Annotated in this window: 25 protein-coding genes and 1 riboswitch; of the genes, 11 read left to right on the top strand and 14 right to left on the bottom strand. The window is 52.3% G+C overall.

The window, feature by feature from the left end:
- The first annotated feature begins 57 nt into the window (after window positions 1–57).
- The 3 genes from H2508_RS05940 (at window position 58) to H2508_RS05930 (ending at window position 2394) form a co-directional block, all read left to right on the top strand.
- Window positions 58–597, top strand: a complete 540-nt coding sequence (locus tag H2508_RS05940) for a winged helix-turn-helix transcriptional regulator (protein WP_182170073.1) — start codon at window positions 58–60, stop codon at window positions 595–597.
- An 85-nt stretch (window positions 598–682) separates the two neighbouring features.
- On the top strand, window positions 683–1885 hold the full coding sequence (gene sstT / locus H2508_RS05935; RefSeq protein WP_182170070.1) for a serine/threonine transporter SstT: 1203 nt from the start codon (window positions 683–685) through the stop codon (window positions 1883–1885).
- A complete protein-coding gene (locus H2508_RS05930) occupies window positions 1885–2394 on the top strand; it encodes a thioesterase family protein (RefSeq protein ID WP_182170067.1) in 510 nt (169 codons plus the stop codon). The genes sstT and H2508_RS05930 overlap by 1 nt, the downstream gene beginning before the upstream one ends.
- Here the strand turns inward: H2508_RS05930 and H2508_RS05925 are convergent.
- Together H2508_RS05925 and H2508_RS05920 are read right to left on the bottom strand one after the other, a co-directional pair.
- Window positions 2384–2770 (bottom strand): SirB2 family protein, encoded by a 387-nt coding sequence (locus H2508_RS05925; protein ID WP_182170064.1) that lies wholly within the window; start codon window positions 2768–2770, stop codon window positions 2384–2386. The two genes, H2508_RS05930 and H2508_RS05925, sit on opposite strands and share 11 nt — an antisense overlap.
- Window positions 2771–2782: 12 nt before the next feature.
- Window positions 2783–4006: a hypothetical protein gene (locus tag H2508_RS05920; protein ID WP_182170061.1), complete on the bottom strand. Its 1224-nt coding sequence runs from the start codon at window positions 4004–4006 to the stop codon at window positions 2783–2785.
- A gap of 227 nt (window positions 4007–4233) precedes the next feature.
- Between H2508_RS05920 and H2508_RS05915 the strand changes: the two genes are divergently transcribed.
- Complete coding sequence (locus H2508_RS05915) at window positions 4234–4941, top strand: YIP1 family protein (protein ID WP_182170058.1); 708 nt, start codon at window positions 4234–4236, stop codon at window positions 4939–4941.
- 72 nt (window positions 4942–5013) lie between these two features.
- Here H2508_RS05915 and H2508_RS05910 read toward each other — a convergent pair whose 3' ends face one another.
- The 9 genes from H2508_RS05910 to cobS all read right to left on the bottom strand — a co-directional run bounded on the left by H2508_RS05910 (window position 5014) and on the right by cobS (window position 13460).
- Window positions 5014–5898 (bottom strand): cobalamin-binding protein, encoded by an 885-nt coding sequence (locus H2508_RS05910; protein ID WP_328799324.1) that lies wholly within the window; start codon window positions 5896–5898, stop codon window positions 5014–5016.
- Entirely contained in the window at window positions 5885–6922 is a 1038-nt protein-coding gene (gene cobT, locus H2508_RS05905; RefSeq protein WP_182170055.1) for a nicotinate-nucleotide--dimethylbenzimidazole phosphoribosyltransferase, read from the bottom strand. Before cobT ends, H2508_RS05910 begins: the two co-directional genes overlap by 14 nt.
- A complete protein-coding gene (gene cobU / locus H2508_RS05900) occupies window positions 6919–7434 on the bottom strand; it encodes a bifunctional adenosylcobinamide kinase/adenosylcobinamide-phosphate guanylyltransferase (protein ID WP_182170052.1) in 516 nt (171 codons plus the stop codon). Before cobU ends, cobT begins: the two co-directional genes overlap by 4 nt.
- Window positions 7431–8210, bottom strand: a complete 780-nt coding sequence (locus H2508_RS05895; protein WP_182170049.1) for a heme ABC transporter ATP-binding protein — start codon at window positions 8208–8210, stop codon at window positions 7431–7433. The genes cobU and H2508_RS05895 overlap by 4 nt, the downstream gene beginning before the upstream one ends.
- Window positions 8211–9233 (bottom strand): FecCD family ABC transporter permease, encoded by a 1023-nt coding sequence (locus tag H2508_RS05890; RefSeq protein ID WP_182170046.1) that lies wholly within the window; start codon window positions 9231–9233, stop codon window positions 8211–8213. It abuts the gene before it with no gap.
- A 41-nt stretch (window positions 9234–9274) separates the two neighbouring features.
- The gene (gene cobO, locus H2508_RS05885) at window positions 9275–9898 is read right to left on the bottom strand and encodes a cob(I)yrinic acid a,c-diamide adenosyltransferase (protein ID WP_182170043.1); all 624 of its coding nucleotides are present in this window, start codon (window positions 9896–9898) and stop codon (window positions 9275–9277) included.
- 22 nt (window positions 9899–9920) lie between these two features.
- Window positions 9921–11804: a TonB-dependent receptor plug domain-containing protein gene (locus tag H2508_RS05880; RefSeq protein WP_182170040.1), complete on the bottom strand. Its 1884-nt coding sequence runs from the start codon at window positions 11802–11804 to the stop codon at window positions 9921–9923.
- A 112-nt stretch (window positions 11805–11916) separates the two neighbouring features.
- Window positions 11917–12090, bottom strand: a riboswitch (cobalamin riboswitch).
- Window positions 12091–12111: 21 nt separating this feature from the next.
- The gene (locus H2508_RS05875) at window positions 12112–12687 is read right to left on the bottom strand and encodes a histidine phosphatase family protein (protein ID WP_182170037.1); all 576 of its coding nucleotides are present in this window, start codon (window positions 12685–12687) and stop codon (window positions 12112–12114) included.
- Complete coding sequence (gene cobS, locus H2508_RS05870; protein ID WP_182170034.1) at window positions 12684–13460, bottom strand: adenosylcobinamide-GDP ribazoletransferase; 777 nt, start codon at window positions 13458–13460, stop codon at window positions 12684–12686. The genes H2508_RS05875 and cobS overlap by 4 nt, the downstream gene beginning before the upstream one ends.
- Window positions 13461–13487: 27 nt before the next feature.
- Between cobS and H2508_RS05865 the strand changes: the two genes are divergently transcribed.
- Entirely contained in the window at window positions 13488–14009 is a 522-nt protein-coding gene (locus tag H2508_RS05865; protein WP_235964885.1) for a DUF501 domain-containing protein, read from the top strand.
- A 36-nt stretch (window positions 14010–14045) separates the two neighbouring features.
- A complete protein-coding gene (locus H2508_RS05860) occupies window positions 14046–14645 on the top strand; it encodes an IMPACT family protein (protein ID WP_182170029.1) in 600 nt (199 codons plus the stop codon).
- A 17-nt stretch (window positions 14646–14662) separates the two neighbouring features.
- On the opposite strand, the gene H2508_RS05855 is transcribed toward H2508_RS05860, so the two are convergent.
- Together H2508_RS05855 and H2508_RS05850 are read right to left on the bottom strand one after the other, a co-directional pair.
- Window positions 14663–15067: a nuclear transport factor 2 family protein gene (locus H2508_RS05855; protein WP_182170026.1), complete on the bottom strand. Its 405-nt coding sequence runs from the start codon at window positions 15065–15067 to the stop codon at window positions 14663–14665.
- Window positions 15068–15081: 14 nt separating this feature from the next.
- The gene (locus H2508_RS05850; RefSeq protein ID WP_182170023.1) at window positions 15082–17472 is read right to left on the bottom strand and encodes a S9 family peptidase; all 2391 of its coding nucleotides are present in this window, start codon (window positions 17470–17472) and stop codon (window positions 15082–15084) included.
- Window positions 17473–17590: 118 nt separating this feature from the next.
- Between H2508_RS05850 and H2508_RS05845 the strand changes: the two genes are divergently transcribed.
- The 5 genes from H2508_RS05845 (at window position 17591) to H2508_RS05825 (ending at window position 23032) form a co-directional block, all read left to right on the top strand.
- Window positions 17591–18643, top strand: a complete 1053-nt coding sequence (locus H2508_RS05845) for a 3-deoxy-7-phosphoheptulonate synthase (RefSeq protein ID WP_182170020.1) — start codon at window positions 17591–17593, stop codon at window positions 18641–18643.
- Window positions 18644–18784: 141 nt separating this feature from the next.
- On the top strand, window positions 18785–19645 hold the full coding sequence (locus tag H2508_RS05840; protein ID WP_182170017.1) for an LLM class F420-dependent oxidoreductase: 861 nt from the start codon (window positions 18785–18787) through the stop codon (window positions 19643–19645).
- A 270-nt stretch (window positions 19646–19915) separates the two neighbouring features.
- The gene (locus H2508_RS05835) at window positions 19916–21070 is read left to right on the top strand and encodes a sulfotransferase family protein (RefSeq protein ID WP_182170014.1); all 1155 of its coding nucleotides are present in this window, start codon (window positions 19916–19918) and stop codon (window positions 21068–21070) included.
- A gap of 25 nt (window positions 21071–21095) precedes the next feature.
- Window positions 21096–22196, top strand: a complete 1101-nt coding sequence (locus H2508_RS05830; RefSeq protein ID WP_182170011.1) for a DUF1214 domain-containing protein — start codon at window positions 21096–21098, stop codon at window positions 22194–22196.
- A 14-nt stretch (window positions 22197–22210) separates the two neighbouring features.
- Window positions 22211–23032 (top strand): sulfite exporter TauE/SafE family protein, encoded by an 822-nt coding sequence (locus H2508_RS05825; RefSeq protein ID WP_182170009.1) that lies wholly within the window; start codon window positions 22211–22213, stop codon window positions 23030–23032.
- A gap of 65 nt (window positions 23033–23097) precedes the next feature.
- Here H2508_RS05825 and H2508_RS05820 read toward each other — a convergent pair whose 3' ends face one another.
- Complete coding sequence (locus H2508_RS05820) at window positions 23098–24063, bottom strand: NAD(P)H-dependent flavin oxidoreductase (RefSeq protein WP_182170006.1); 966 nt, start codon at window positions 24061–24063, stop codon at window positions 23098–23100.
- Window positions 24064–24174 lie beyond the last annotated feature (111 nt).

Genomic DNA, 24174 nt, shown 5'->3' with positions numbered 1-24174 from the left:
ATTTTAGCCCAATAGCGGTAATAATTGTGTGCTGAATACCATGAGTCAGGAGATAACATGCGCTGGACAGATATCGACAAACAAGTTTGCTCAGTAGCGCGGGCCCTGTCAGTGGTGGGTGAGCGCTGGACGCTGTTGATTCTGCGCGATGCCTTTCTAGGTACCCGCCGTTTTGATCAGTTTCAGGGCAACTTGGGCATTACTCGACACCGTCTTTCGGAGCGCTTATCTAAGTTGGTTGAGCAGGGAGTGCTGGTGAAAGTGCCCTACCAAGACCGCCCCGTACGCTATGAGTATCGGCTGACTCGCAAAGGTCTCGGGCTTTACCCAGTGTTGATGAGCTTGGCCAGCTGGGGGGATGAATGGATGGCTGATGATCAAGGCGCCCCCTTAGAATATTTGCACCAAGGCTGTGGTAAAAAAACCATCCCGATTATGGGCTGCAGCGAATGCGGTGAAGTGCTGCGACCTGAAGGTGTCAAACCAACGATTGGCCCAGCTCTGCAGGCACTGGCCGACGAGTTAGAAGCGGCAGATGGCAGCTTGCCTCCGATTCCCGAAGTGATTCGTCGCTCAATGCCAGAAGGCCTGACTTAGGCTGTTAAATCCTCTCCGTGCAATACATCACGGCAGCAATAAAATACAATAGCTGTCGAATAGATTATCGCTGGGGAAGTGCTCAATGAATTCATTCAAGCTGGGCTTGGTGCCGCAGATACTGATTGGCGTAGTGCTCGGAGCCCTACTGGGCCTGTTGCTGCCGAATGTGGCGGAGCCGCTGGGCTTATTGGGACGTCTTTTTGTCGAGATGCTAAAGGCTGTTGCGCCATTATTGGTGATGCTTTTGGTCATGTCTGCTATTGCCAACCGACACGAGAGTGGTAGTGATGGAAAAAAATCACTGCTGACCTTGGCCTTGTATCTATTAGGTACCGTTAGTGCCGCAGTGGTGGCGCTGTTGATGAGTCAAGTCTTTCCACAGAGCATTGCACTGACTGATGTCGCTGAAGGTAGCCCGCCAGTGGCGGTTACAGCGGTCTTGGCCGATGTATTATTTAAACTGATCGACAACCCTATCAATGCCATTCTGAGCGGAAACTTTCTCGGCTGCTTATCATGGGCAATTCTATTGGGCATTAGTTTTCGCCGAGCTAGTGCCGTGTTTAAAGAGCATCTGCAAACCTTAGCAAATGGAGTCAGCGATATCGTCATCTATGTGATTCGCTTGGCCCCGCTGGGCATTTTCGGCTTGGTGGCCGTTACTGTGGCTACCACTGGGCTAGAAGCCCTGGCAGGCTATGCTAGCCTTGCCGGCTTACTGGTAGCCTGTATGTTAATCGTGGCCTTGCTGGTCAACCCCTTGATTGTCTTTCTGGTGACCAGACGCAATCCCTTTCCGGTGGTGTTTACCTGTCTCAAAGAGTCTGGCATTACTGCGTTTTTTACTCGTAGTTCGGCTGCCAATATCCCAGTCAATCTCAACTTGGCGCGCAAGCTGGGTATCAGTGAAGAGTTGTACTCGGTCACTATTCCAGTAGGAGCAACAGTAAACATGGCTGGTGCTGCGATCACTATCACCGTGTTGACACTCGCTGCGGCCAACACCTTGGGCATTGAAGTGTCCTTTGTCACTGCCTTGGTCTTGTGTGTTATTGCTGCGCTGTCAGCTTGTGGCGCTAGTGGTGTGCCCTCGGGAAGTTTGTTACTGGTGCCATTGGCCTGTTCTTTGTTTGGCATTCCGATCGATGTCGCTATGCAGGTTGTGGCAGTAGGTTTCATTATCAGTGTGATACAGGATTCGGCTGAGACAGCCCTGAACTCCAGTACTGATGTGGTGTATACCTATGCGATTGATAATTACCCCTTATCGAAAGTGGAGCAGTAATGATGACTGATGCGCTGCTAGAGGCGCCATTTGTCACCTTGCAGGTCACGGTACCCTCGCAGTGGATTGACATTAATGGCCATATGAATGCCACCCATTACGGTTTGGTGATTTATGATGCCCATGTAAAGCTCACTGAAATACTTGGCTTGGGCGAGGATTACGTCAACGCGAGCCATTGCAGCAAGGCGGTGCTGGAATCGCATTTGATTTATGAGCGCGAAGTCAGCGAAGGCGATCAACTTGAGGTACATTCGTGGTTGTTAGCGATTGACCACAAGCGGCTGCATTTTTTTCATGAGCTGTTTAATCTGAGCAAAGGTTTTCGGGCGGCAGCCTCGGAGCAGGTCGATGTGCATATGGATTTGAAGGCGCGTCGCTCTAGTCCAATACCAGATAACTTACAGCAGTCTCTGCGCAAGATCGTTAAAGCGCATCTAGCACAGCCCCGTCCCGAGGGCGTGGGAAGCACCATCCGCCCACCGAAAAATACTTGGCTTAAGCCATAAAGCCGTAAGGACTTTTCGTTAGTGCGACACTTACGATATAGGCAGCGGTAAATAGCGCCAGCAGGTAAGCAAAGCTCCGCTGTCTGCGAGTTTTCCCAAAACGCAGAGCCAGCATGCCAAGCCCTATATAGAATAAGAGGGCGATGATTTTCGCTGTTAGCCAGCTAGTGGCAAAGGGTGACAGCTTAAGCTGATATAACATGCCCAAAGCAGCTGCCAGTAACAGTGAATCAATAATGTGTGGCAGGGTTTTGGTAATCCGTCCTTGTACTGGTCGCTGCAGACAGAGTATCCAGTATCCGCGCAGACAGAAGCCTGCGATTGAAGTCAGCGCAAAAATTGTGTGGGCCAGTTTTAGCTTGTCATAGCTGAGCATGAGCCTCGCCCTTTAGTCTTCAATACGTACTTTGATTGGCTCTAGCGCTTTTAATTCACTACCAGCCCAGCGTTCGGCAATGGCTATAAAGTCTTTGACCGTCACAGTGCCGCCACTGTCGGCCAATTCTTTGGCGATATTATCTAGGCCCACTTTGCCATCAGACTTCTGTTTTAGCTCAAGGTCTAAGTGATGCAATAAGGTAACTGCTCGAGCAGTGGTGGCGCCAGAGGAGCTGCCAGTCAGTAGCTCTTCGGATTCTTCCCCCCACTTGGCCAGAGCACTGAGTGCCTGCTCGTATCGATAGTTACTGATACCTCCAGTGCGCCGCAATATTTGCACAGCGTAGTACTCGGCGATACCTTCGACTATCCAGTCGCTGTATTGAGTGCCGTGGATGGAGGTGCCCACGTGCACTAGTTCGTGAATCAGACTACTGGTGCGGTTGCCACTGATTAAAGGCCGGTCGCCGTGCATGAAGAGTGAGTTGGGAGCTGATAAGCCACCGCGCCACATCGGATCCGGCGCACTTACAATCAGTAGGTGGGATGGGATCTGAGGAAATAGTTTTTTGATGGCCGGTAAGGTCCAGTTGATGAAAGCCAAAGTATCCTGCAGGCGAATATCCTGTCCACGGGGTGCGGCAACACGTACATTAGTGCCGGCGATAATGTCCTGGCGGCTAGCAATTTCCCCTAAAATCAACCAGCCTTTGGGGCGCAGAAAGCGCCGTCCCGGATCGTGGATACGATAGTGATTATCCTGCTCTTGCAGGGCTTCATAGGGGGCCGCAGATGACCAGCTGTCGGGCATTTTAAATAGCAGGGTGGCGCGTGATTTGAGGCCGCTTTTGGCTTTCGCTGCAATAGGGGGGATCAACTTGTCGCTGCGCAGTACTGCCCAATCCGCAGTGATCATGGAGTCGTAACTGTCGCGGCCTTTTTTGTTATCGATAACAAAGTCGTAACGCAGTTTTGAAGTAGGCGCTTGTGGACGCCAGACAAGCTCATCATCATCGCTTTCAAAAGGCTGTTCGCTGGCAAAATTGAGGTGGCGCTGCGGATCAATATGCAAAGTTAGCCGAGAGGGCAGCTCCTTACCAGTCAAGGCCACTGTGACCTGTGCCAGGCCGGACTGCGGGTCTACTGATACTTGGTAATCAATATCATAGGGGGCAGCAGCTGCCGCTTGTGTCACCAGTATTATTGTCAGCCAAATAAAAGGTATTAGCTTCAATGGACTCTCCCGTTATATGCCCTTGAATTGCGGCGTCTAGGATAGCAGCCAAAGTCTTAGACTGCAGTCCCCGCGAGAGATAGTAGGGATTAGGCACAGTGCTAGAGTTGATGCTCGGTAATGGCCGCTATGTCTAAGGTCTTAAGTTTGTCATAGACTAGCACTTGGGTGGCCGCAAAAAGCGGCAGTCAAGGATGATCATAGAGTGATATACAGGGAGCATTGTTATGGATGAGCACAAACAACAGCCAGAGGCAGATCAAACCTTTGATGTAGAGAAAGTTATTGCCCAGGCGAAAATGGTTTTAAGCAACCCGCGAGGGTTTTATCAGACTATGCCGCGCAGTGGTGGCTTCGCTAACCCTGTCATTTTTGTTGCAGCAATGGCACTTGTCACAGGTCTAGTGACAGCCTTCCTATCGCTGTTCTCAGGGAGCTTTGCTATTGGTTTAGGCAGTATTATTTTCTATCCGATTGCTGCCGTGATTGTTGGGTTTATTGCTTCGGCAGTATTGTTTGTGATCTGGAAGTTAATGGGCTCACAACAAAATTATGAAAGCGCATTTCGTTGTTGGTCAGCGACTACCGCGCTTTATCCAATTGCGGCGATCTTGTCGATCTTTCCCTACATTGGCGCCATTGTCAGTATTCTTTGGAGTACTTACTTAATCATTGAAGCCAGTGTCTCTGTGCATGAGCGTAAACGAAAAACTGCGCAAATAGTTTTTGGCATCCTGGCGGTCTTTTTCTTGATCTCCAATATCGGCAGTCAGTATGCCAGTCGCCAAGCGGCAGACCGTTTTTCTGAGATGAGTAAGCAGTTTGAGGATTTTGATCAGATGAGCCCAGAGGAAGCCGGACGTAAAATGGGCGAATTCTTAAAGGGTTTTGAGCAGGGCAGCTCAGCCATCAAACAGAATGGAGAAAGTGAGTAAGTTGTTTAACTGCGCAGTCGCTCTGGACTCCAGAGCGACTGCGCTAATAGCGCCAATAGCCAATCTACTGGCTTACTGAGCTAGGGTAGCGAGTTGTTCACAGAGTTGCTGGGCGCCTTGTAGTAGACGCATAGTGGGTCGTTGCAGCAAGTCTGGGTGAATGAAGAATAGCGCTTCATTTTTTACCGCCTCGATGCTTGGATAGGCACGCCACTCATCCAGCCATTCGGGGCGCGCGGCGTCCATACCGCTGGCTACAATGACATCGGGGTTGCGCTCTAGTACAGACTCCAGACTCACTCGGGGCGCCAGTTGCGCTGCATCAAAAAAGAGGTTCTGGCCTCCGCACAAAGCAATGACATCACTGATCATATGCTCACCGCTCAAGGTTTGTAGCGGGCTATTCCATACTTGGTAAAACACTTTTAGCTGATGTTGCCGGCGGTAAGTGGATTTAAGTGAGGCGAGGGTCTGCTCAAATTCTTGTGCACTGCGTTCGCTGGCTTCGACTGTATCAGCCAGAGTGCCAATGGCGCGCAGTGTGCGAGGAATGTCCTGCAGTGTGCGTAACTCACTGATGTACACAGTGATGCCCAGACGTTCCAGAGCAGGTAGAGACTCTAAGCTATTGCCTGAGCCCCACATCAGCACGAGATCGGGCTGCTGGGCAATAATGCTTTCGATACTCCAAGATTGATAGCTGCCAACGCGTGGCACATTGCGTGCAGCTTCGGGGTAGTCACTGTAAGAGACAGCCCCGACTAGTTTGGCGCCCGCTCCGGCACTGAACACGTTTTCCACGCTATGGGGCGACAGCGCCACAATACGCTCAGCGGCTTGCTTGAGCTGTACTTTGCGCCCGGTGGAGTCGCTCACTTCAATGGCAGTGGCTAAGGCATTGCAGTGATAGCAAGTTAAAAGAGCCAGAAAGGGGATGAAGCGTTTAAGTATTTTCACTGATAGCTGCCTGAGCGAAAGTTGCCATTTGGCTGTGTAATTGCAGCGCCGATTGGAGTAACGGGGTGGCCACCATGGCGCCACTACCCTCACCGAGGCGCAGACCTAAATCCAAGAGTGGTTGCAACTGCAGGGCACGCAGGCCTAGCTCATGGGCCGCTTCACTGGAGCGATGGGAGGCCATCAACCAAGGGCGCAGACTGGGGTTGATATCTACAGCGAGTAAAGCTGCCGCGCTGGCAATAAAGCCGTCGATGAGAACAGGTATAGCGCGCTGGCCACAGCGGATATAAGCACCGCAAATGGCGGCAATTTCTAAGCCACCTAGGCAGCGTAAAATGCCTAGTGCGGAGTCAAGCTGGTCGGCATGCAATGCCAGGGCCTGATCGATCAGAGCGATTTTCTTCGCTAAGCTCGCGTCATCAATGCCGGTGCCACGACCCGTGACATCAATGCCCTGCAGACCTAAATGAGCGGCGTAAATGGCGGCGGCGGCAGTGGTGTTGCCAATACCCATTTCACCGGCGACAAATAGCTGGCAATCGAGCCCGTCGACCTGTGCTTGGCCAGCCGCAAGGCAGGCTTCTACTAACTCAGGACTCAGGGCCGGGGCGCTGCTGAGGTCAGCGGAGCCCGCGGCGAGCTGTAAGTTATAGACTTTGGGAGAGGCTACAGCAGCGCTGAAGGTGCCCATATTGACCACTGCAAAATCGGCTTGTTGGGCGGCGCTCAGCACATTAATTGCCGCACCGCCATTGGCAAAGTTAGCGATCATCTGGGTAGTGACTTCCGGCGGGTAGGCAGAGACACCACGCCGACTGATACCGTGATCGGCAGCAAATACGCGCACGGCAATACGCGATAACTCAGGCAGGGCAGTGGCCTGCCATCCAGCAAAATCTACGGCAATTTCTTCCAGGCGGCCTAGTGAGCCGAGTGGTTTAGTGAGTTCTGTTTGTCGTTGCTGCGCTAGCTGTCGGTGCACAGCACTTGGCGCTGGGCAGGCCTGGTGGTACCAGTTCATGGCGTTGCTGCTTCCTTTAAGGTTTGCGCAAGTCCCGCTGTCACTAGAGTGACCTTGTCACAGTGTGCAGCGAGGCTTTGGTGTAGGCGTCCGCTCTCGTCGACAAAGCGACGATTAAGCTCGCCAAGGGGAACCATGCCGTGGCCCACTTCATTGCTGACTAGAATAATATCGCTTGACTGTCTGTCCAGCGCGCTAAGAAATGCTTCGCGCATAGTCTCCCAGTTGTTTAGCAGCAAGCAATTACTGAGCCAGAGGGTGAGGCAGTCTATTAATATACAGGCCTCACTGTGATTCATTGTGGCGAGGGCTTCGTGCAGAGCGACCGGCTCTTCTATTAATTGCCAGTGGCTGCTGCGGGACTGGCGATGATGGGCGATACGCTCGCTCATTTCTTGATCACCCGCTTGTGCTGTAGCAAGGTAAAAGAGTGTTTTACCTGTGGCTTCGGCGCAGCTCTCGGCATAGCGACTTTTGCCACTGCGAGCACCGCCAAGAACTAAATGCTTCATAATTGAACCACCATAGGCGAGCCCTGTACTGGATGTTTGCCTAGTACGACTTCTACCTTAAATACATCGCGGAACATTGACTCGCTAAATACTTCTGCGGGCCTGCCGTAATAGCTCTGATGACCTGCTTCGAGCACTAAAATATGCTGAGACAGGCGCGCTGCGAGATTAAAGTCGTGGGCCACCATGACCACGGCACAGCCCTGAGCACTCAGTTGTCGCACGGAGTTTATGAGCAGCTGTTGATGCTCTAAGTCCAAGCCTGTAGTGGGCTCATCTAAGAGTAAGAGTCGCACATCACTATCCTGTGCTCGCCAGAGTTGGGCTAATACGCGAGCCAGTTGCACACGCTGTCGTTCTCCGCCGGATAACTGGGTATAGAGGCGTTGCCGTAAAGACAGGGTGTCAGTGAGCTGCATGACCTCTTCTATCACTCTTTGATCTTCGGCCTGGCCTGATTGGTGTGGGTGGCGGCCCAGTTGGATGACCTCTTCGACAAGGAATGGAAAATTAAGTGTGGACTGCTGTGACAGCATCGCAATTGCCCGGGCACGAGCTAGCCTCGGCCACTCCAACACAGGGCGATCTTGTAAGAGAATCTGGCCTTCACTCAGGGCAATGCCGCCTGCCAAGCTGTGTAAGAGCGTGGATTTTCCAGCGCCATTAGGGCCTAGTATGCTCAGTATGCTGCCAGCACTGAGCGTAAAATTGATGTCGCTCAGTAGGGGTTTCCCCCAGGGCGCGGCGCTTGCATTGTGAACAGATAGTAGCGCCATTTATTGCATACCGTAGTGTGAACGCTGTCGTAAAAGAGAGATGAAAAAAGGCACACCTATAAGTGCCGTTACAATACCCACCGGCAACTCAGTCGGTGCAATCACCACCCGGGCAAGCATGTCAGCAACAATCAGTAACAGCGCACCAGCAAGGGCTGAGGCTGGCAATAAGCTGCGGTGATCAGGGCCGGTGATCATGCGCATAATATGTGGCACCACCAGTCCGACAAAGGCAATGCTACCGGCAAGGGCCACCGAGGCGCCAACGCCAATGGCAACAATAACAACTAGCAAGGCCTTGCTACGCTCTACGTTAATGCCCAGATAGCGCGCTTCAGATTCACCGAGCAAGAGCGCATTCAGTTGTACGGCAAATAACGGTAGCGTTCCCAGCACGAATAGGCAGATCACGGCAGCAAAGGCTAGGCGCGTTAGGTCGGCACCGTCTAAGCCCCCCATACGCCACAGACTAATACGACGCAGAACTTCACTGTCAGCATGGAACTCGAGCAAATTGCCGATAGCGCCCGTTAGCGCTGTGATAGCAATACCTGCCAGTAGCATTGTGGCAACCGAGGTACCGTTAGCGGAGGAGGCCAAGCGGTAGACTAGGATGACCGCCAATAAGCCCCCGACAAATGCGCCAGCAGAGACTAGGGTGATAGCGCTAAAGCCCTGTAGACCCATGCCAACAGAGACGATAACCAGACTGGCGCCTAGTGAGGCGCCGGCGGTAACGCCGATCAAGGAAGGATCTGCCAGTGGGTTGCGGAACAAGCCCTGCATCGCGGCACCACTAGTGGCCAAAATCGCTCCAACCAAGCCTGCTAGAAGCACTCTGGGCAAACGAATCTGCATGATAATCAGGCCGGCTTGGCTGGGTTCATTGTGCCACCAGCTTTGCATGCCTTTGAAGATAGCGCTTGCTGATAAGCTGACGGCGCCGCTGCCGATCGCGATGATGGCGCTCAGCGGTAACAAACAGCACAGCAGCAAGATGACTTTCTTTGCAGAGGAGTTCACGGCAGCTTAAGGTAAGTCATCATGCAATTTAGTCATCGTAGTTAGTAATCAACACCGCGCCGTGCTTTGATACCGGCGCGAAAAGCGTGCTTAACTTCTTTGACTTCGGAAACAGTGTCCATCACCGCTTGTAGGGCAGAGCCACCACCGCGGCCCGTGACCACCACACTTTGTTCTCTAGGGCGATTGGCAATCGCATCAATGATGTCCTGCTCAGGCAGGTAATCAAAGGCGATCATATAGGTTAATTCGTCTAACACCACGAGATCATAGCTGGGGTCTTCCAGCATCGGACGGGCTTTTTCCCAAGTGGCCAGAGCCGCAGCGATATCGCCACTGCGGTCCTGTGTATCCCAAGTGAAGCCGGTCCCCATCTGGTGGAAATCAATGTCTGGCAGCTTGTCGCGCAGGTAGATTTCTTCACCTGAGAGTTGTTCACCCTTGATAAACTGCACGACGCCAACTTTCATCCCGTAGCCGAGGGCGCGCAATACCATGCCGAAGGCCGAGCTGGATTTGCCCTTGCCGTTGCCGGTAATGAGAACAGCGACGCCGCGCTCGGTATCTGCCGCTTCGATGTTGGCATCCACTTTGGATTTCTGTTTCTCCATAGCCGCCTTGTGTTTGGCGTCCTTGCGTTGTGTTTGCTCGTCGCTGTTGCTCATCGTGTTATTGCTCCACTTTGTTTCAGAATGAATAGCGAACGCCGGCATAGAGCGCTCTAGCGCTGGTATTGTAAGTGGGGACTTCTTGGTAGCCCTCATCTAACAAGTTTTCAATGCGCCCGAAGACCTGCAAGCTGGGCAGTAGCTGGTAGCTGGCATTGAGGTCGAAGACTTCATAGTTGTCTAATTTAGCACCATTGATATCTACAGTATCCCGGGCCACACGCAAGTGCAGGCCGAGCATTAGATCATCGGATAAGGCGCGCCAATTGAAGCTTAGGTTACCTAAGTGTCGCGGGCGACGCACGCGAGTCGAACCTTCGGCATCTTCGGTATCGTTATAGGTATAGTTTGCTGCCAGCTCGAGTGATTCAGTCAAAGGGACTTCGCTAATCAACTCAAGACCGCGAGATTTGCTTTTGTCACCGTCTTGTAAGTAGCCAGAGTAAGTCGCTAGATCGTAATAGATTTCGTCTTCGATTTTCTGGTCGAAGTAGTTAGCCTCTAGGTAGAGTCCGTTTTTTGACAGCCAAACTACGCCAAGATCAAAGCCAGCGCTTTCCTCTGCATCGAGCGATACCTCTGCTGCGGGTGCATAGGCAAAGGGCCCTGTGTTGTAGGCGATTTCATAGAGGCTAGGAGCGCGGAAACCAGTGCCATAAGCCGACTTAAATTTCAGCTCACCATGATCCAAGTTGATGAGATAGGCAGCACTGAGACGGTAGGTGGTATAAGAGCCAAAGTCGTCATTGTCGTCGTAGCGAGCTCCAGCGGTAAAGAATAGTTGATCAGCAAAGCCACCTTGATATTCAACAAAGTAACCCTGTTGATCTCGCTCGTGATCAAAGCTGCCATCATCTATGGACTCAGTGAGTTTTTCTGCACCATAAATTAAGCGCAGCTTGTCGCCACTGACAAAGTTACCTAGGTAAGCCCATTTTTCTAGACTGCCATCTGCGCCAAAGCTGGCGATTTTTTCGGAGTAGTCCTGACGCTCTGTATTGTTGCCACTGTAAGACACTCGGTGCCCAAACTGCCCCTCTTGATAGTTTACTGAGGCTAGCCAAGCATCCTGTTGGTAGTCGCTAGTACAGCGATCGGTGGGCGCGAAAGTATCGCTGGTCATGCAGCCATCATATTCGCTGTCGCTGTCAGTGCTGCGAGCCACTAGCTCAAAACGTAACTTTTCGCTGGCATTGAAACCTAAGCGGCCATGTAAAGTCCTGTTGTTGTAGCCATCGTCATCGCGCAGCTTAGTGTCAGTGCTGCGAGTATTGAAACCATCCGTTTCATACTCTGTAGCTGACACCGCGAAATCGACCTGCTCGTTACCGCCACTGACATCGGCGGCCAATTGAGATGTGCCAAAACGTCCGCCTTGGGCACTGACTTGGCCCTTAAGACCGGGCTCTGCCGGACGGGTGGAGATGTTGACGATGCCGCCTGCATCGGCGCCATACATGAGCCCCTGAGGGCCGCGTAAGACTTCTACACGCTGTATGCCAGCACTGAGAATTTGCTCAAAATTAGGGCTGGATTGAGTGCCAGTGGTATCGGAAATATCGATGCCGTCTAGGTAGACACGAGTGCGGAAGCCCTCCTCACCACGAATTCGTAGGGCGCTCGCTTTACCCATACCGCCGGTGTTACTGACTGCGATCCCAGCCTGGCTGCGCAGAATTTCGAACAGAGAATTGAAACCTTTATTTTCGATTTCTTGCTCAGTTATTACCGATACAGAAGTACCTATTTGGCGCAGCGGCATGGGTACTCGAGACGAGGTCACCACAGTTTCTTCCATGCTGTATTCTGAGCGGTTTGCTGTGTCAGTGGACTGCGCTGCCTCAAGGGCTGCATGGGTCGCTGGCGCTAGGGCCAGTGCGGTAAGGGGGACTAGGTATTTCATTGATATTCCTCAATTGCCAAAACAGGGTGGCGATTGAGGGAGGGGATCTAGGGAACGCAGCATCGGGTGGTAGATAGTGATGCTAGGCAACCTTTTCTGAAGCCCTCCGCTCCATCGTTGCTACTATCAGGCAGGTTTCGGGCTAGCAGCCTAAGCTGATTACCGTTGCGGGGGCAGCGGAGTTTTATGACTCTTTTGCAGGAGTCATGTCCTCACTTCCCATTTAACCTACCCAGCAATTCCATGAGAAAGAAAAGCGGCAGGCACCTGATAAGGGCGCGAACTGTAAATTGAAGGCGCGGTCCTGTCAAATAACTTTGTTTGGGCGCTGATTGAGCAACTGCAGTGGAGCGCAGTGATGAAATTGATACTCGAACATGGATTCTGCAGCTAGACCCTGCAACAAACAGGACAGCGCGCGCAGCGATCCAGCGTGAGCGACTACCACTGTGTTGGCATCAAGTAAGTGGCGCTGCTCTAGATACCACTGCTGCACCCGTGCAAATAGCTGGCGGCCACTTTCTCCTCCAGGTGGCGGGCTGTCTAGCCAATGTTGTCCCCAGTGCTCCAGTTGCTCAGGGTTTTCTCGGTATAAGTTATCCCAAGTTTGGCCCTGCCACTGGCCCAGGCTGATTTCCCGCAAACGCGGGTCATAGATGGTCGTGCTATCAGGCCGCCGCGGTAGAGCGGCTGCGGTGTCGCGAGCACGCACTAGATCACTACTAAAAATCCGCTTTGGTGCTGGGCCGACCCAGCGTGAGGAGATACTCGATGCGCAGGCTCTGCCGCTGGCGTCTAGGGGCAGATCCATTTGCCCGGTGCATTGTCCGGCAGGCTCGACAGTGCTGGCATGCCGCAATAGGACGGGGCCGCTTACAGTCATGGCGCTAATGTCGCTGCCAGGCAGAGGTAGATGGACAGCTCTACCATTTGATTGGCAGCGCCTAGGGTGTCGCCGTTAATACCACCAAGTTGGCGCAGGCAGTGCCGGCGCCAGAGAAACAGTAAAATGGCTACGACAGTGAGCAAAAGCCAGAAGGATTCGCTTTGCAGCAGCAGTATGGCACCGAATGAGAAGCCAGTGGCAAGCCATAAGCGAGTCTGTTGCTGGTCTTGCAGCAGCGCTGTACCGGAGGCTTCTGAGCCGCCTAAATACGGCGTTGAATACAGCAGGGGCAGAGTCGACCAACGCCCTACAATATGAGCCGTTAACAGCGCGGCAGGAACTAGCTCGTGGGGCAAGCTACTTAGCAGCGTAAACTTCAGTAACAGCGACATAACTAGAGCTAGTGCGCCGTAAGTCCCCAGACGGCTATCTTTCATGATCCGCAGCTTGTCAGCCCTTTGCCAGCCGCCGCCAAGCCCGTCGGCACTGTCGGCTAAGCCGTCTTCGTGAAAGCCGCCAGTGAGTAAGATAGTGGTCGCCATGGCGAGCACTACCGCCACACTCTGAGACCATAGAGTCAGAGCAAAGTAATACATCGCGATAGCTGGGAGCGCGACGAGTAGGCCGACGAGCGGAAAGTATAAAATAGCTCGGCCTTGGCTTTGTTGATCATATTGAAAACCGGGAAGCGGAATGCGAGTCAGAAAAGTTATCGCGCTAGCGAGGCTATGCAGCTCTCGCTGCAAGACGGAGGGCTTGGGGCCGGACATGGTGTTCACTCTACAGCTGGCGTAAAATTGGGCGCCACTTTAGCAGTAGAGCACAACACCGTGAAGCCGAATGCAACACAGATCGCCCATATTACTGAACTGCTAGGTCGAGAGCCGAGGGGCTTAGAGGCGGTGGCGGTGAGCGATGCTCAGGGGGCACCGCTGGTGCTGCGGGTCGCTTCACTGGTAGATGATAAACCTTTTCCGACCTTATTTTGGTTGCTTGATCCCGATTTGATATACCGCATCGATCGCGCTGAAGGGAAGGGCTTAATCGCTGAATTTCAACTGCGCATCGATCAGGATCAGAGTCTTCAGCAGTCAATGCGCGCTGATCACCAGGCTCATATTGCACTGCGTGACAGTTACCTTAGTGAGCCCCTACGGGAGCGTTTAGGGCGGCTCGGTTTTACTGAGGTACTGGCGCGCCGTGGTATAGGCGGCATTGAAGACTTTAAGCGTATTCGCTGCCTTCATACTTGGTATGCGGCTCACCTTGTGGTGCCCAATACCGTGGGTAGCATGCTGGATCAGTATTGGTCGAGCTGAACATGGAACGATACTGAAAGGAGATGGTGTAAGACGATGTCCTATGAGGTGCCTGCAGGTAGCTGGGAGGTTGAGCATCTGGTTAAAAAAAGCCGTTTCATCGCGCGGATTTTACCTATTCAGAGCCGTGCCGATGTTCAGCCGGCACTGAGTGCGGCACAGGCAGATTACCCCGATGCTCGTCATTACTGTTGGGCCTATTTACTTGGTAAGCCGCAGGATGCCGGTAGTGCGGGGATGAGCGATGATGGCGAACCTGCGGGAACCGCTGGCAGACCCATTCTTAACGTGCTTCAGCATGGCCATCTAGGCGATGTGTTGATTATCGTGATCCGCTATTTTGGTGGCATCAAATTGGGCGCTGGGGGCTTGGTTCGGGCTTACAGTGCAGCGGCACAGCTGGCCGTGGATCAAGCCCCTAGCCAGCGGCTTGTGGCTTACGATTACTGGCGAGCTTGCGGTGACTTTTCTTGCGAGCAGCCCCTGCGTCACTGGTTAGCTGAGCAGGGGGGCGAGGTTGACGAGGTGCACTACAGTGAGCAGGTCTGTGTCGACTTACACTTGCCAGTTGAACTATCAGAGCAATTGACCCAGTGGTGCGCTGCTCACCAAGTCGTATTAACAGACTTATCCTAAGCCCTAGCCCTGTATAACTATCCTTGGCAGGGCAGGTCCTGAGTCCAGACAACATTGAGATTCCTTGAAGTATAGCGGAAGCGCCCCTCCACATTCTCAATCACATCCTGATAGCGAATACCCATATCCAATTTGCGCGTTACGCCATCGCGCTCGTAAATATGAGCGGCCACGGACCATGTTTCGCCAGTATAAATTTCGTTGTGCCATTCACCCACTTGATTGCCAACAAGGTGAAAAGTGGCCGAGTAATCTTTGAGTAACTCCAGGTTGTCGATGAACTCTTGCAAACTGTTGGAGCCAAAGCCAGGCCCTGTTTGAGTAAAGTCATCGGACATGATTTCAGCCATCCGGGAGAAGGTTCTGTCATCGGCGAATTGAGCATATTTGGCTGCTAGCAGGCGGGGAATATCTGAATCCATTTTATTGTTTCCTTTTATTGCAGATGCTTCTGCATCAGTTTAAAAATCCGGCGGTATTGGTCCAGCCAAGATTCGGGATTGCTAAAACCATGACCCTCTAGCGGGTAGATGGCGATTTCAAAATCCGGCTTTTTGAGTTCCAGCAAGCGCTGCACCATCAGCACTGAGTCTTGGAAAAACACGTTGTCATCCTGCATGCCAGAAGTGATTAATAAAGGCTTCTCCAGACCGGCTGCATGATTGATTGGTGAACTGCGCTGGTAGGCTTCAGGGTCTATTAAGGGAGTATTAAGAATACGTTGAGTATAGTCATTTTCATAGTGCATCCAGTCGACGACGGGGCGTAGGGCGGCACCTGCAGCGAAGGCCTCAGGTGCTTTAAATAGCGCCATAAAAGTCATAAAGCCACCGTAAGAACCGCCATAAATGCCAACTCGGTGGCGCTCGACACCCTGCTGTTCTACTAGGTAGTCAATGCCATCAAGGAAGTCTTCCAGTTCTGGCTGACCCATGTTGCGATAGATCGAGGTACGCCAGTCGCGACCGTAGCCCTGTGAGGCGCGGTAATCCATATCCAGTACCACGTAACCCGCATTACTCAGTACTGTGTGAAACATGAATTCACGGAAGTAATAAGGCCAACCGAAATGAGCGTTTTGGGTATAACCGGCGCCGTGCACAAACATCAGCGCAGGGTAGCGCTTATTGGGGTCGTGGTCGGCGGGTAAATAGAGCTTTGAGTAAATAGGCCGCTCACTATGTGAAGAGGGCACTTCAACAATCTTGGGTATGATCCAGTCAATCTCACGGTAGCGCGCTGAGACGGTGTCGGTCAGGCGCTTAAGCCCTTGGCTACCATCACTGGCGCCAAGGTATAAATCCTCGTGTCTATCGAACCATGAGCGCGATATAAGTAACTGCTCGCTATTGGGGGACAGCACAAAGCTACTGACGCCGTCTAAATCGCTAACTTGCTCAAGGGCGCCACCGCTTAGCGGCACCCGGTAGACATGGTAGTTGCCAGGATGCGCTCGGTTGGCCACTAGGTATGCATAATCTTCAGCAGGAGCAATAGCTGGCTCACGCACCACAAACTGCCCAGAGCTTAGAGCAGTGGCGCGCTTTTCGTCAAAGGCTTTGCGGTAGAGATGGGAATAGCCTGACTCTTCCGATAAAAACCACAGGCTTCGGCTGTCACTCAACCAGCCAAAATCATTGTATTCCCAGTTGATCCAGGCTTCATCACTGAGCCGGTGCTGCAGCTTGAGCTGGGCTCCTGCTGCAGCGGGAGAGTAGCTGACTAGCCAGCGGTCTTTAAAGTCATTTGCTAATAATTGCAGGGCTAAGTGCTGGCCATTGGGGCTCCATTTGAGCTGAGTCACACTCAGCCCACGTTGCTCAGGGGCTGTCAGTGCTTGTTTTACTTCGGCTTCATTAGCGCCCTGCTCAAGGTGCCATTTCAGTGCCGAGAGACGCAGCTTGGCCAGAGGATCTTGGTCGATACCAGGCAAGCTAGACCAATCTACTTTGCTTATTTTGTTGCTGCTTAAATCCACTATCAATAGATCTTGTGCTCGCTCAGTATTGCGACCGACTCTGCTGCGCACCTCGCGGACAGTGACATAGCCGTCGGCTGTCAGGTAGTTTGGCATGCTGCCTGCTCGGCCTGTGTCGTCTGAGGCATCACTTACCACCAGGGCTAGCTGCTCACCATTAGGCGATAAGCTGCGCGCTAAAACTCGGATGTTTTTGCCTAGGTACAGAGCCTTCGGATGCTGGGCACGGAGCTGTTCGGCGGCTTCTCGTCGCTCGCTGCGCTGTGCTGATTCTACCAGGCTGCGATAAGTGCGAGCCTGCTGTGCGCGCAGCACATCAAAGCGAGCTTGTTCTGCTTTTGGGTCATCGCTTAGTCTGATATCAGTAAGCTGTCGCAGGCTGCCGCGCTGCAAGTCAAAACTGAAAAACTGCTCGTCACGTAAGAACTGCAGGGAATTGTCATCGGCACTGAATTGCAAGTGGCTTTCATCGCTGACGGTGGCCGTAATTCGTTGGCTTTGCTTACTCTTTAAGTCTTTAAGAAAGATGTCTCCTCGCTCTAACCAGGCCACTGCGGAGCGATCTGAGTTGTATATTTTGTCTCGGCCGCTATCGGCGGGGCTGCGACTTTCATCAACTGCTAATGTTTCGCCACCGGGCAGTGTCAGCCGAAACAGTTGGCTAAAATCTTCGCCGACTTGTTTTTGAGAGTAGTAAATACTGTCGCCTGAATCCGACCAATAGGGTGATTGTGGCGCATTCCCGATCCAGTCTGGATCGGACATGATCAGTTCGAGGCTCGGTTGCTCGGCTGCAGTGGCCAAGCCGGCGGCCAAGATCAGGCCGAAAGCGACAAATTTTGATTTCACAGCTGTTCTCCGCATAGCTCTTGAGACCCTGCATTGCAGGACGGCCGATGGTATATTAGTCAGTTATTCCGCGCTAAGCGTATAGTATTCGCTCTCTTACACTCAAGGTTTCCACAACATGACTACTAGCACCGATGACCTGCGTATTCTGAAAACCAATGAATTGATTTCACCTGAAAAACTGATTAGTGATATCCCTGTTTCCAATGCTGCGGCACAGACCGTGGAGCATGCTCGGCGGGGTATTCACAATATCCTTAGTGGTGAAGATGATCGCTTATTGGCGGTAGTCGGCCCCTGTTCAATTCACGATCCTGCAGCGGCCAGAGAGTATGCGACTCAGCTGAAAGAGCTGGCTACGGAGCTGGCCGACGATTTATTGATCGTGATGCGGGTATATTTTGAAAAGCCCCGTACCACGGTAGGCTGGAAAGGCTTAATTAATGATCCGGACTTGAACAATACCTTCCAGATTAATAAGGGCCTCAACCTGGCGCGACAGTTGCTGTTAGATATGGCTGAGCTGGGACTGCCTACAGGAACCGAGTACTTAGACCTCATTAGCCCTCAGTATCTGGCAGATCTAGTGAGCTGGGGGGCGATTGGTGCGCGAACCACTGAAAGTCAGACGCATCGAGAGCTTGCTTCGGGCCTGTCCTGTCCGGTGGGTTTCAAAAACGCTACAGATGGCGATGTACAGGTGGCTATTGATGCCATTAAATCCGCTTCACAACCCCACAATTTTTTATCGGTAACTAAACAGGGCCGTTCGGCAATTTTCCAAACTGCTGGCAATGACGACTGCCATGTGATTTTGCGCGGTGGCAAGCATCCTAACTACGATATGTTCTCGGTCGATGACGCCAGCGCTATGCTGGCCAAAAGTGGGTTGCCAGCACGTATCATGATCGATGCTAGTCACGCGAATAGCCGAAAAATACCCGCCCGCCAAATCGATGTGTTGCAAAATATTGCGACTCAGGTGGCTCGCGGTAGTCAGAGTATTTTTGGCGTAATGATTGAGAGTAATTTGATCGAAGGTCGCCAAGACGTGGTGCCTGGTCAGCCCTTGATTTACGGTCAGAGCATTACCGATCCCTGTATCAAGTGGGAGGATACAGAGCAGGTTCTACAAGAATTGGCCACTGCGGTGCGCAAGCGTCGCGAGTGATTATTAGTGCGGTGCTGTATTTAACTACGCTGTCAGGCTCATTAATCTGAACCAAGCCAGTCGCTGGTGCTGTCATTGTGGCGTATCTGATTCTGTGAGGGTACATTCAGAGTTAACTTACTCAATAAAGAGGACGGCTTAATGCACTTAGGTTTTAGCTCAATGAATACCGCCGATGACCCGGCGCCGGAAATACTGGCCAAAACACTGGAAGAGGCTGGTTTTGAATCACTGTGGTATGGCGAGCACAGCCATATCCCGGTGTGCCGCAGCAGCCCATATCCTGCCGGTGGTGAATTGCCTGAACCCTATAAGAAAATGATGGACCCCTATGTCTCCTTGATGGCAGCAGCGGCAGCGACCGAAAAGCTCAAGTTAGGAACTGGCATTGCACTGCTGCTGGAGCGGGAGTTGTTTTCTCAAGCCAAAACCATTGCTACTTTAGATCGCCTCAGCAATGGCCGAGTGATTATCGGCTGTGGTGTAGGTTGGAACGAAGAAGAGTTCAACAACGCCACTAACTTACCCTGGAATCGCCGCTACTTGGCTATGAGAGAGTTGGTTGAAGCGCAGCGCACCTTGTATACAGAGTCAGAGCCAGAGTACCACGGTGAATTAATTGATTTTGATCCAGTTTGGTTTGAGCCCAAGCCACTTCAGGCTGGTGGGCCCGCGGTAACCTTTGGCGCCATGGGGCCACTGGGTGTTAAGCATGCGGCGGCCTGGGCTGATGGCTGGATGCCAGTGGATGTGGCAATGCCTGATGTCAAGCAAGGTATTGCTGACTTCCGTAAATTAGTTCAGGAGGCAGGGCGCAATCCAGATGATGTTGAGATTACGCTAGTGGTGATGTCGCCAGTTACTGCAGATTTGTTGAAATCTTATCGCGATTTGGGCGTGCACCGCTGCAATATCGGCGTTGGCGTGGAAAACTGGGATCGCCCAGAAATTATCATGCCAATGATTGAAGAATTCTCTGCCTTAATTCCCGCACTTAAATAAACCTTCCTCCAAGCTGGCTCGGTATGTCCATTGCTGGGCCAGCTTTTCGCCAAATTAAAACGCCAGATATGCTTGGAGTGACTTGAGTTAGCCCAGCGTAGCAGTAGTTAATACGTCGACTGTTAGCTCGAGCAAAGTATTAGTTTTTGAACTGAGTTGAGGCAATTCATAGCTTGTCTGGGTCTTTGCCTATGACAGTCTAAGGTTTCAATTGAATGACTGCTCTGGCCTGAGTAGTCTGCCTACAAAAGCAGAGCAGCGGAGTTGAGCGTGCTAGATAAGAATAAGATGTTGGCGGCGGCCCAAGAACAAACGGGCTTGGGGGATTTTGGCGATGAGGCATTTCATGAGCCGCTAGAGCGATTAATACACGCGCTTAATAGCGAAGCTAAGCTCAACGATTTTGGTCAGCTGCGAGCTCAAATGACTATTGACTCGGGTTTGGTGAACCGGCTAAAAATCGTCGATTATCTTAAGCAGAATCCGGATGTGGAGCAGCAGGAAATTAGTCGTCCGGTGTTTATTGTTGGCCTGCCGCGCACTGGTACCACTGCCTTGCACCACATGCTCAACCAGGATGAAACAAATCGGACTTTGCGCTTGTGGGAGGCTCAGTCCCCGGTGCCGCCCCCAGAGACTGCGACTTACCATTGCGACCCGCGCATCGCGCAGCAGGTTGAGAGCGTGGCTCTTACCGAGACCTTTTTGCCCGGTTTTTTAAACAGGCATTTGATTGATGCCGAAGCTCCCGACGAGTGCTATATGCTATTTAACCGCGAGTTTATGTCGGTTGAGTATTCGGCAATGTTTCATATACCCAGCTATGCCAATTGGCTCTATGAGCAGCTGGGTCTGCGTGACTGCTATCGTAGTCACCGGCGGCAATTACAATTACTGCAGTACCGACACCCCGGGAGCTGGGTACTGAAGGCACCTTTTCATCAGCTCGGTTTGCGGCAAATTCTGCACTACTACCCCGATGCCATTATTGTACAGACCCATCGGGCGCCGCTTTCCTTTGTGGCCTCTGGCTGTAGTTTTAGTGAGTTTTTGCGGCGCAGTAGCTCAGACGCCGTTGATCGGCAGCAGATTGGCCGAGACTGGATGGCGATGCTGGCAATTTACACCCGCACATTTGAAGCGGATCGCGCAGCGCTTGAGAGCACTTATCCGGGGCAATTTTTAGATATAAAACACGATGACTTTGTCGCTGACCCCTGGCCGGCGATTGAGGCAATTTATGCCGCTCGGGGAAGGCCACTGAGCCATTCCGGCCGAGCTGCTATGACTAGATGGCTTGAGCAGAACCCTAAGGGTAAGCACGGTCGTCACCAGTACCGCTTGGAAGATTATGGTATCAGCCAGACTGAAGTGGCTGATTTATTTGGCGATTACATCCTGCGTTACGAGCTTAGTCTAGGCTAAGGCGCAGCGATGATAAGGAATCACTATGAATAATAATGACAGCACTGCGCGAGTAATGGATGGTCGCGCTTGGGATGATTTTTGTGATGGCTTAAAAGAGGCGGGGCAGTTGGTTTTTTCTCCCAATGCACCGGCCACAGCTCTCGATCGTGCCGAGGGCTATCGCTATCTCACGCGTATGTTGCGCGCTGGTTTAGAGAGTTTTGTCGAAGGCGGAGATGCTGCTTTTCCTGTGTTGCGCTGCCCAGCCCATGAGACGATTAAATTAGGTGCCGATAACCCGGATAATTACTACCAGACTGCAGCCTTGAATCCTGACTATGATTACCGGCTAAAAGGTAGTCGTGGCACAGTGGACTATTTGGGCTTTGCTACGGTGATTAACCGCTACAGCAGTGGCGGTGGTATGAAGACCGACGGTTTCTTAGACTCCAGAGATATGCTGGTCAATGAAGATGGTAGTTTTGAGCTAATTATTAGTCAGCGCGAGCAGCCCGGTAATTGGCTCCCTATGGGGCCTGACACCAACTCCTTGAATGTTCGTCAAACCTTTCAGGATAGACAGAGTGAAACCCGCGCCGAGATCGTCTTAGAGCGTATCGGCGCTGAACATGAGCGCCCTGAAGCACTGACAGCTGAAAAACTTGACCGCGGTCTGCAGGGGGCGATTCAGTTTCTTAAAAACACAACAGCTCTGTTTGACAACTGGGCCTCAAGTTTCTTGCCCACGACCAACCAAGTGGCTCCTGCCGACCAAGCTTACTGTCAGGCTATAGGCGGTGATCCCAATATTTATTATTTTCATAGCGCTTGGGACTTAGCTGATGATGAGGCCCTAGTAGTCGAGGCGGCTACAGTGCCGAATTGTCAGACTTGGAATTTCGTGTTGCAAAACTGGTGGATGGAGTCTTTGGATTATCGCTACCACAGGATTCATTTCAACAAGCATAGCGCGCATTATGAGGCGGACGGATCGCTTAAAATTATTGTGTCGCACAGTAAGCCAAACCATCCTAACTGGCTTGAAACTGCTGGCCACAATCGGGGCACGATGTGCTGGCGCTGGATTGGTGCTAGCGAGCATCCGCCCATTGCGGCAAAAGTCGTTAAATTTACTGATCTATAGTAGGAAAAAATTGCATGCCGGAATGGGTGGAACTGCTGCCTTTAATTTTTGCCATGTTACTGACTGGCGTCATCGGCGGTATATTGGCTGGCTTACTCGGGGTAGGTGGCGGTATTGTGATCGTGCCGATGCTGGATATCGCCTTGAGTCGCGCGGGGGTTGACCCTTCCCTCACGCTGCATATCGCAGTGGCAACTTCACTGGCAACGATTGTACCCACCTCGCTCTCTTCAGTGCGGGCCCATCATAGCCGCGGCGCAGTAGATTTTGCTCTGGCGCGTTCCTGGGGAGTCTATATTTTACTGGGTTCTGTCGCGGGCACCTTGCTGGCCAGTCGAGTTGATAGCACCGTGTTATCGCTGCTGTTTGCCGCTGTGGCCTTGTTGGTGGCGGTCAAGATGGCCTTGCCTCTAACTAATCTCCGCTTGAGTGATGGCCCGCCAGCTGGGTTGCTTGGCAAGCTGCCAGCAGTTGCGATTGGCGCACTGTCGAGCATGATTGGTATTGGCGGTGGCACCCTGAGTGTGCCGACCTTGACGATGATGAGTACCCCCATGCATCGCGCTGTGGGGACCTCGGCCCTGTTTGGCTTGTTGATCAGCTTGCCTGGAGCCTTAGCCTATGTCCTTACCGGCTGGAATGATCCGCGTGTGCCCTTTGGCAACTTGGGCTACGTCAGCGTGATAGGCTTGGCTCTAATCGCGCCAATGACTGTTTTAACAGCGCCTTTGGGGGCAAAGTTCTCCCACAGATTATCGCAACAGCATTTGTCTTTCGCCTTTGGTGTGTTCTTAGTGTTGATTGCCGGACGCATGATTTATCGCGCACTGGCTTAGTAAGGCTGGCCCAATCAGGGCCAGCCCTTCAGGAGCATTGACTGTTCAGCCTAGATGTCGCGACTTTAAAGGGCTGACAATCGCTCTTTAGCTTGCTGATATTCACGCTTTAGTCGAGCTATCAGCTCAGCGGCGGGGACCACTGCTTTGACTGCCCCGATACCTTGTCCGCAGCCCCAGATATCGCGCCAGGCCTTGGTCGCCGAGGCACCGCCAGAACCAAAATTCATCGCCGAAGGATCGCTCTCTGGGAGCTTATCGGGGTCTAACCCCGCCGCCTCAATCGAGGGGCGTAGATAGTTGCCGTGGACCCCAGTGAAGAGATTGGTATAGACGATGTCTTTGGAGAAGTTGTCTACGATAGCCTGCTTATAGGCCTGCTCGGCATTGGCTTCCTCGGTAGCGATAAACGCCGAACCGATATAGCCCAAATCAGCGCCCATGGCCTGTGCTGCCAAGATGCCATCACCGGTAGCGATTGAGCCGGAAAGTAGCAGCGGGCCGTCAAACCACTCTCTAATTTCTTGTATTAAGGCAAAGGGGGAGATGGCGCTGGCATGCCCTCCGGCACCTGCTGCCACCGCAATCAAGCCATCGGCACCTTTTTCAATAGCTTTGCGCGCAAAACGGTCGTTGATGACGTCGTGAAGCACTATGCCACCGTAGGAGTGCACCGCATCGTTGACAAACTCTTGCGCACCGAGGGAAGTGATGACGATGGGCACCTTGTACTTTACGCAGAGCTCCAGGTCGTGCTGCAGCCGATCATTGGATTTGTGCACTATCTGATTGACCGCGAAAGGTGCGGCGGGGCTATCAGGATTCTGCTTATTGTACTGTTCAAGTTCTGTGGTGATTTTTATCAGCCAATTTTCCAGCTCTTCAGCTGGACGCGCGTTGAGAGCGGGAAAAGAACCGACGATCCCCGCTTTGCACTGGGCCAGAACCAGTTCAGGGTTAGACACAATAAACATTGGTGCGCCGATTACTGGTAGTTGCAGGCTGTGCTTTAGAGAGTCAGGTAGGGCCATAAGGAGCTCCTTGTGGGTTGAGCTGATGAAATATAAATAGATTAGGTTATGCAACTTATTGCATGATTGCTCTATATGCAAGTTTTTGTATATGAGGGCTCGTCAGGCTAT

The organism is Sediminihaliea albiluteola, from assembly GCF_014077625.1.
In the GTDB taxonomy this organism is placed as follows: Bacteria; Pseudomonadota; Gammaproteobacteria; order Pseudomonadales; family Halieaceae; genus Sediminihaliea; species Sediminihaliea albiluteola.
This window is presented reverse-complemented; position numbering and strand designations above follow the sequence as displayed.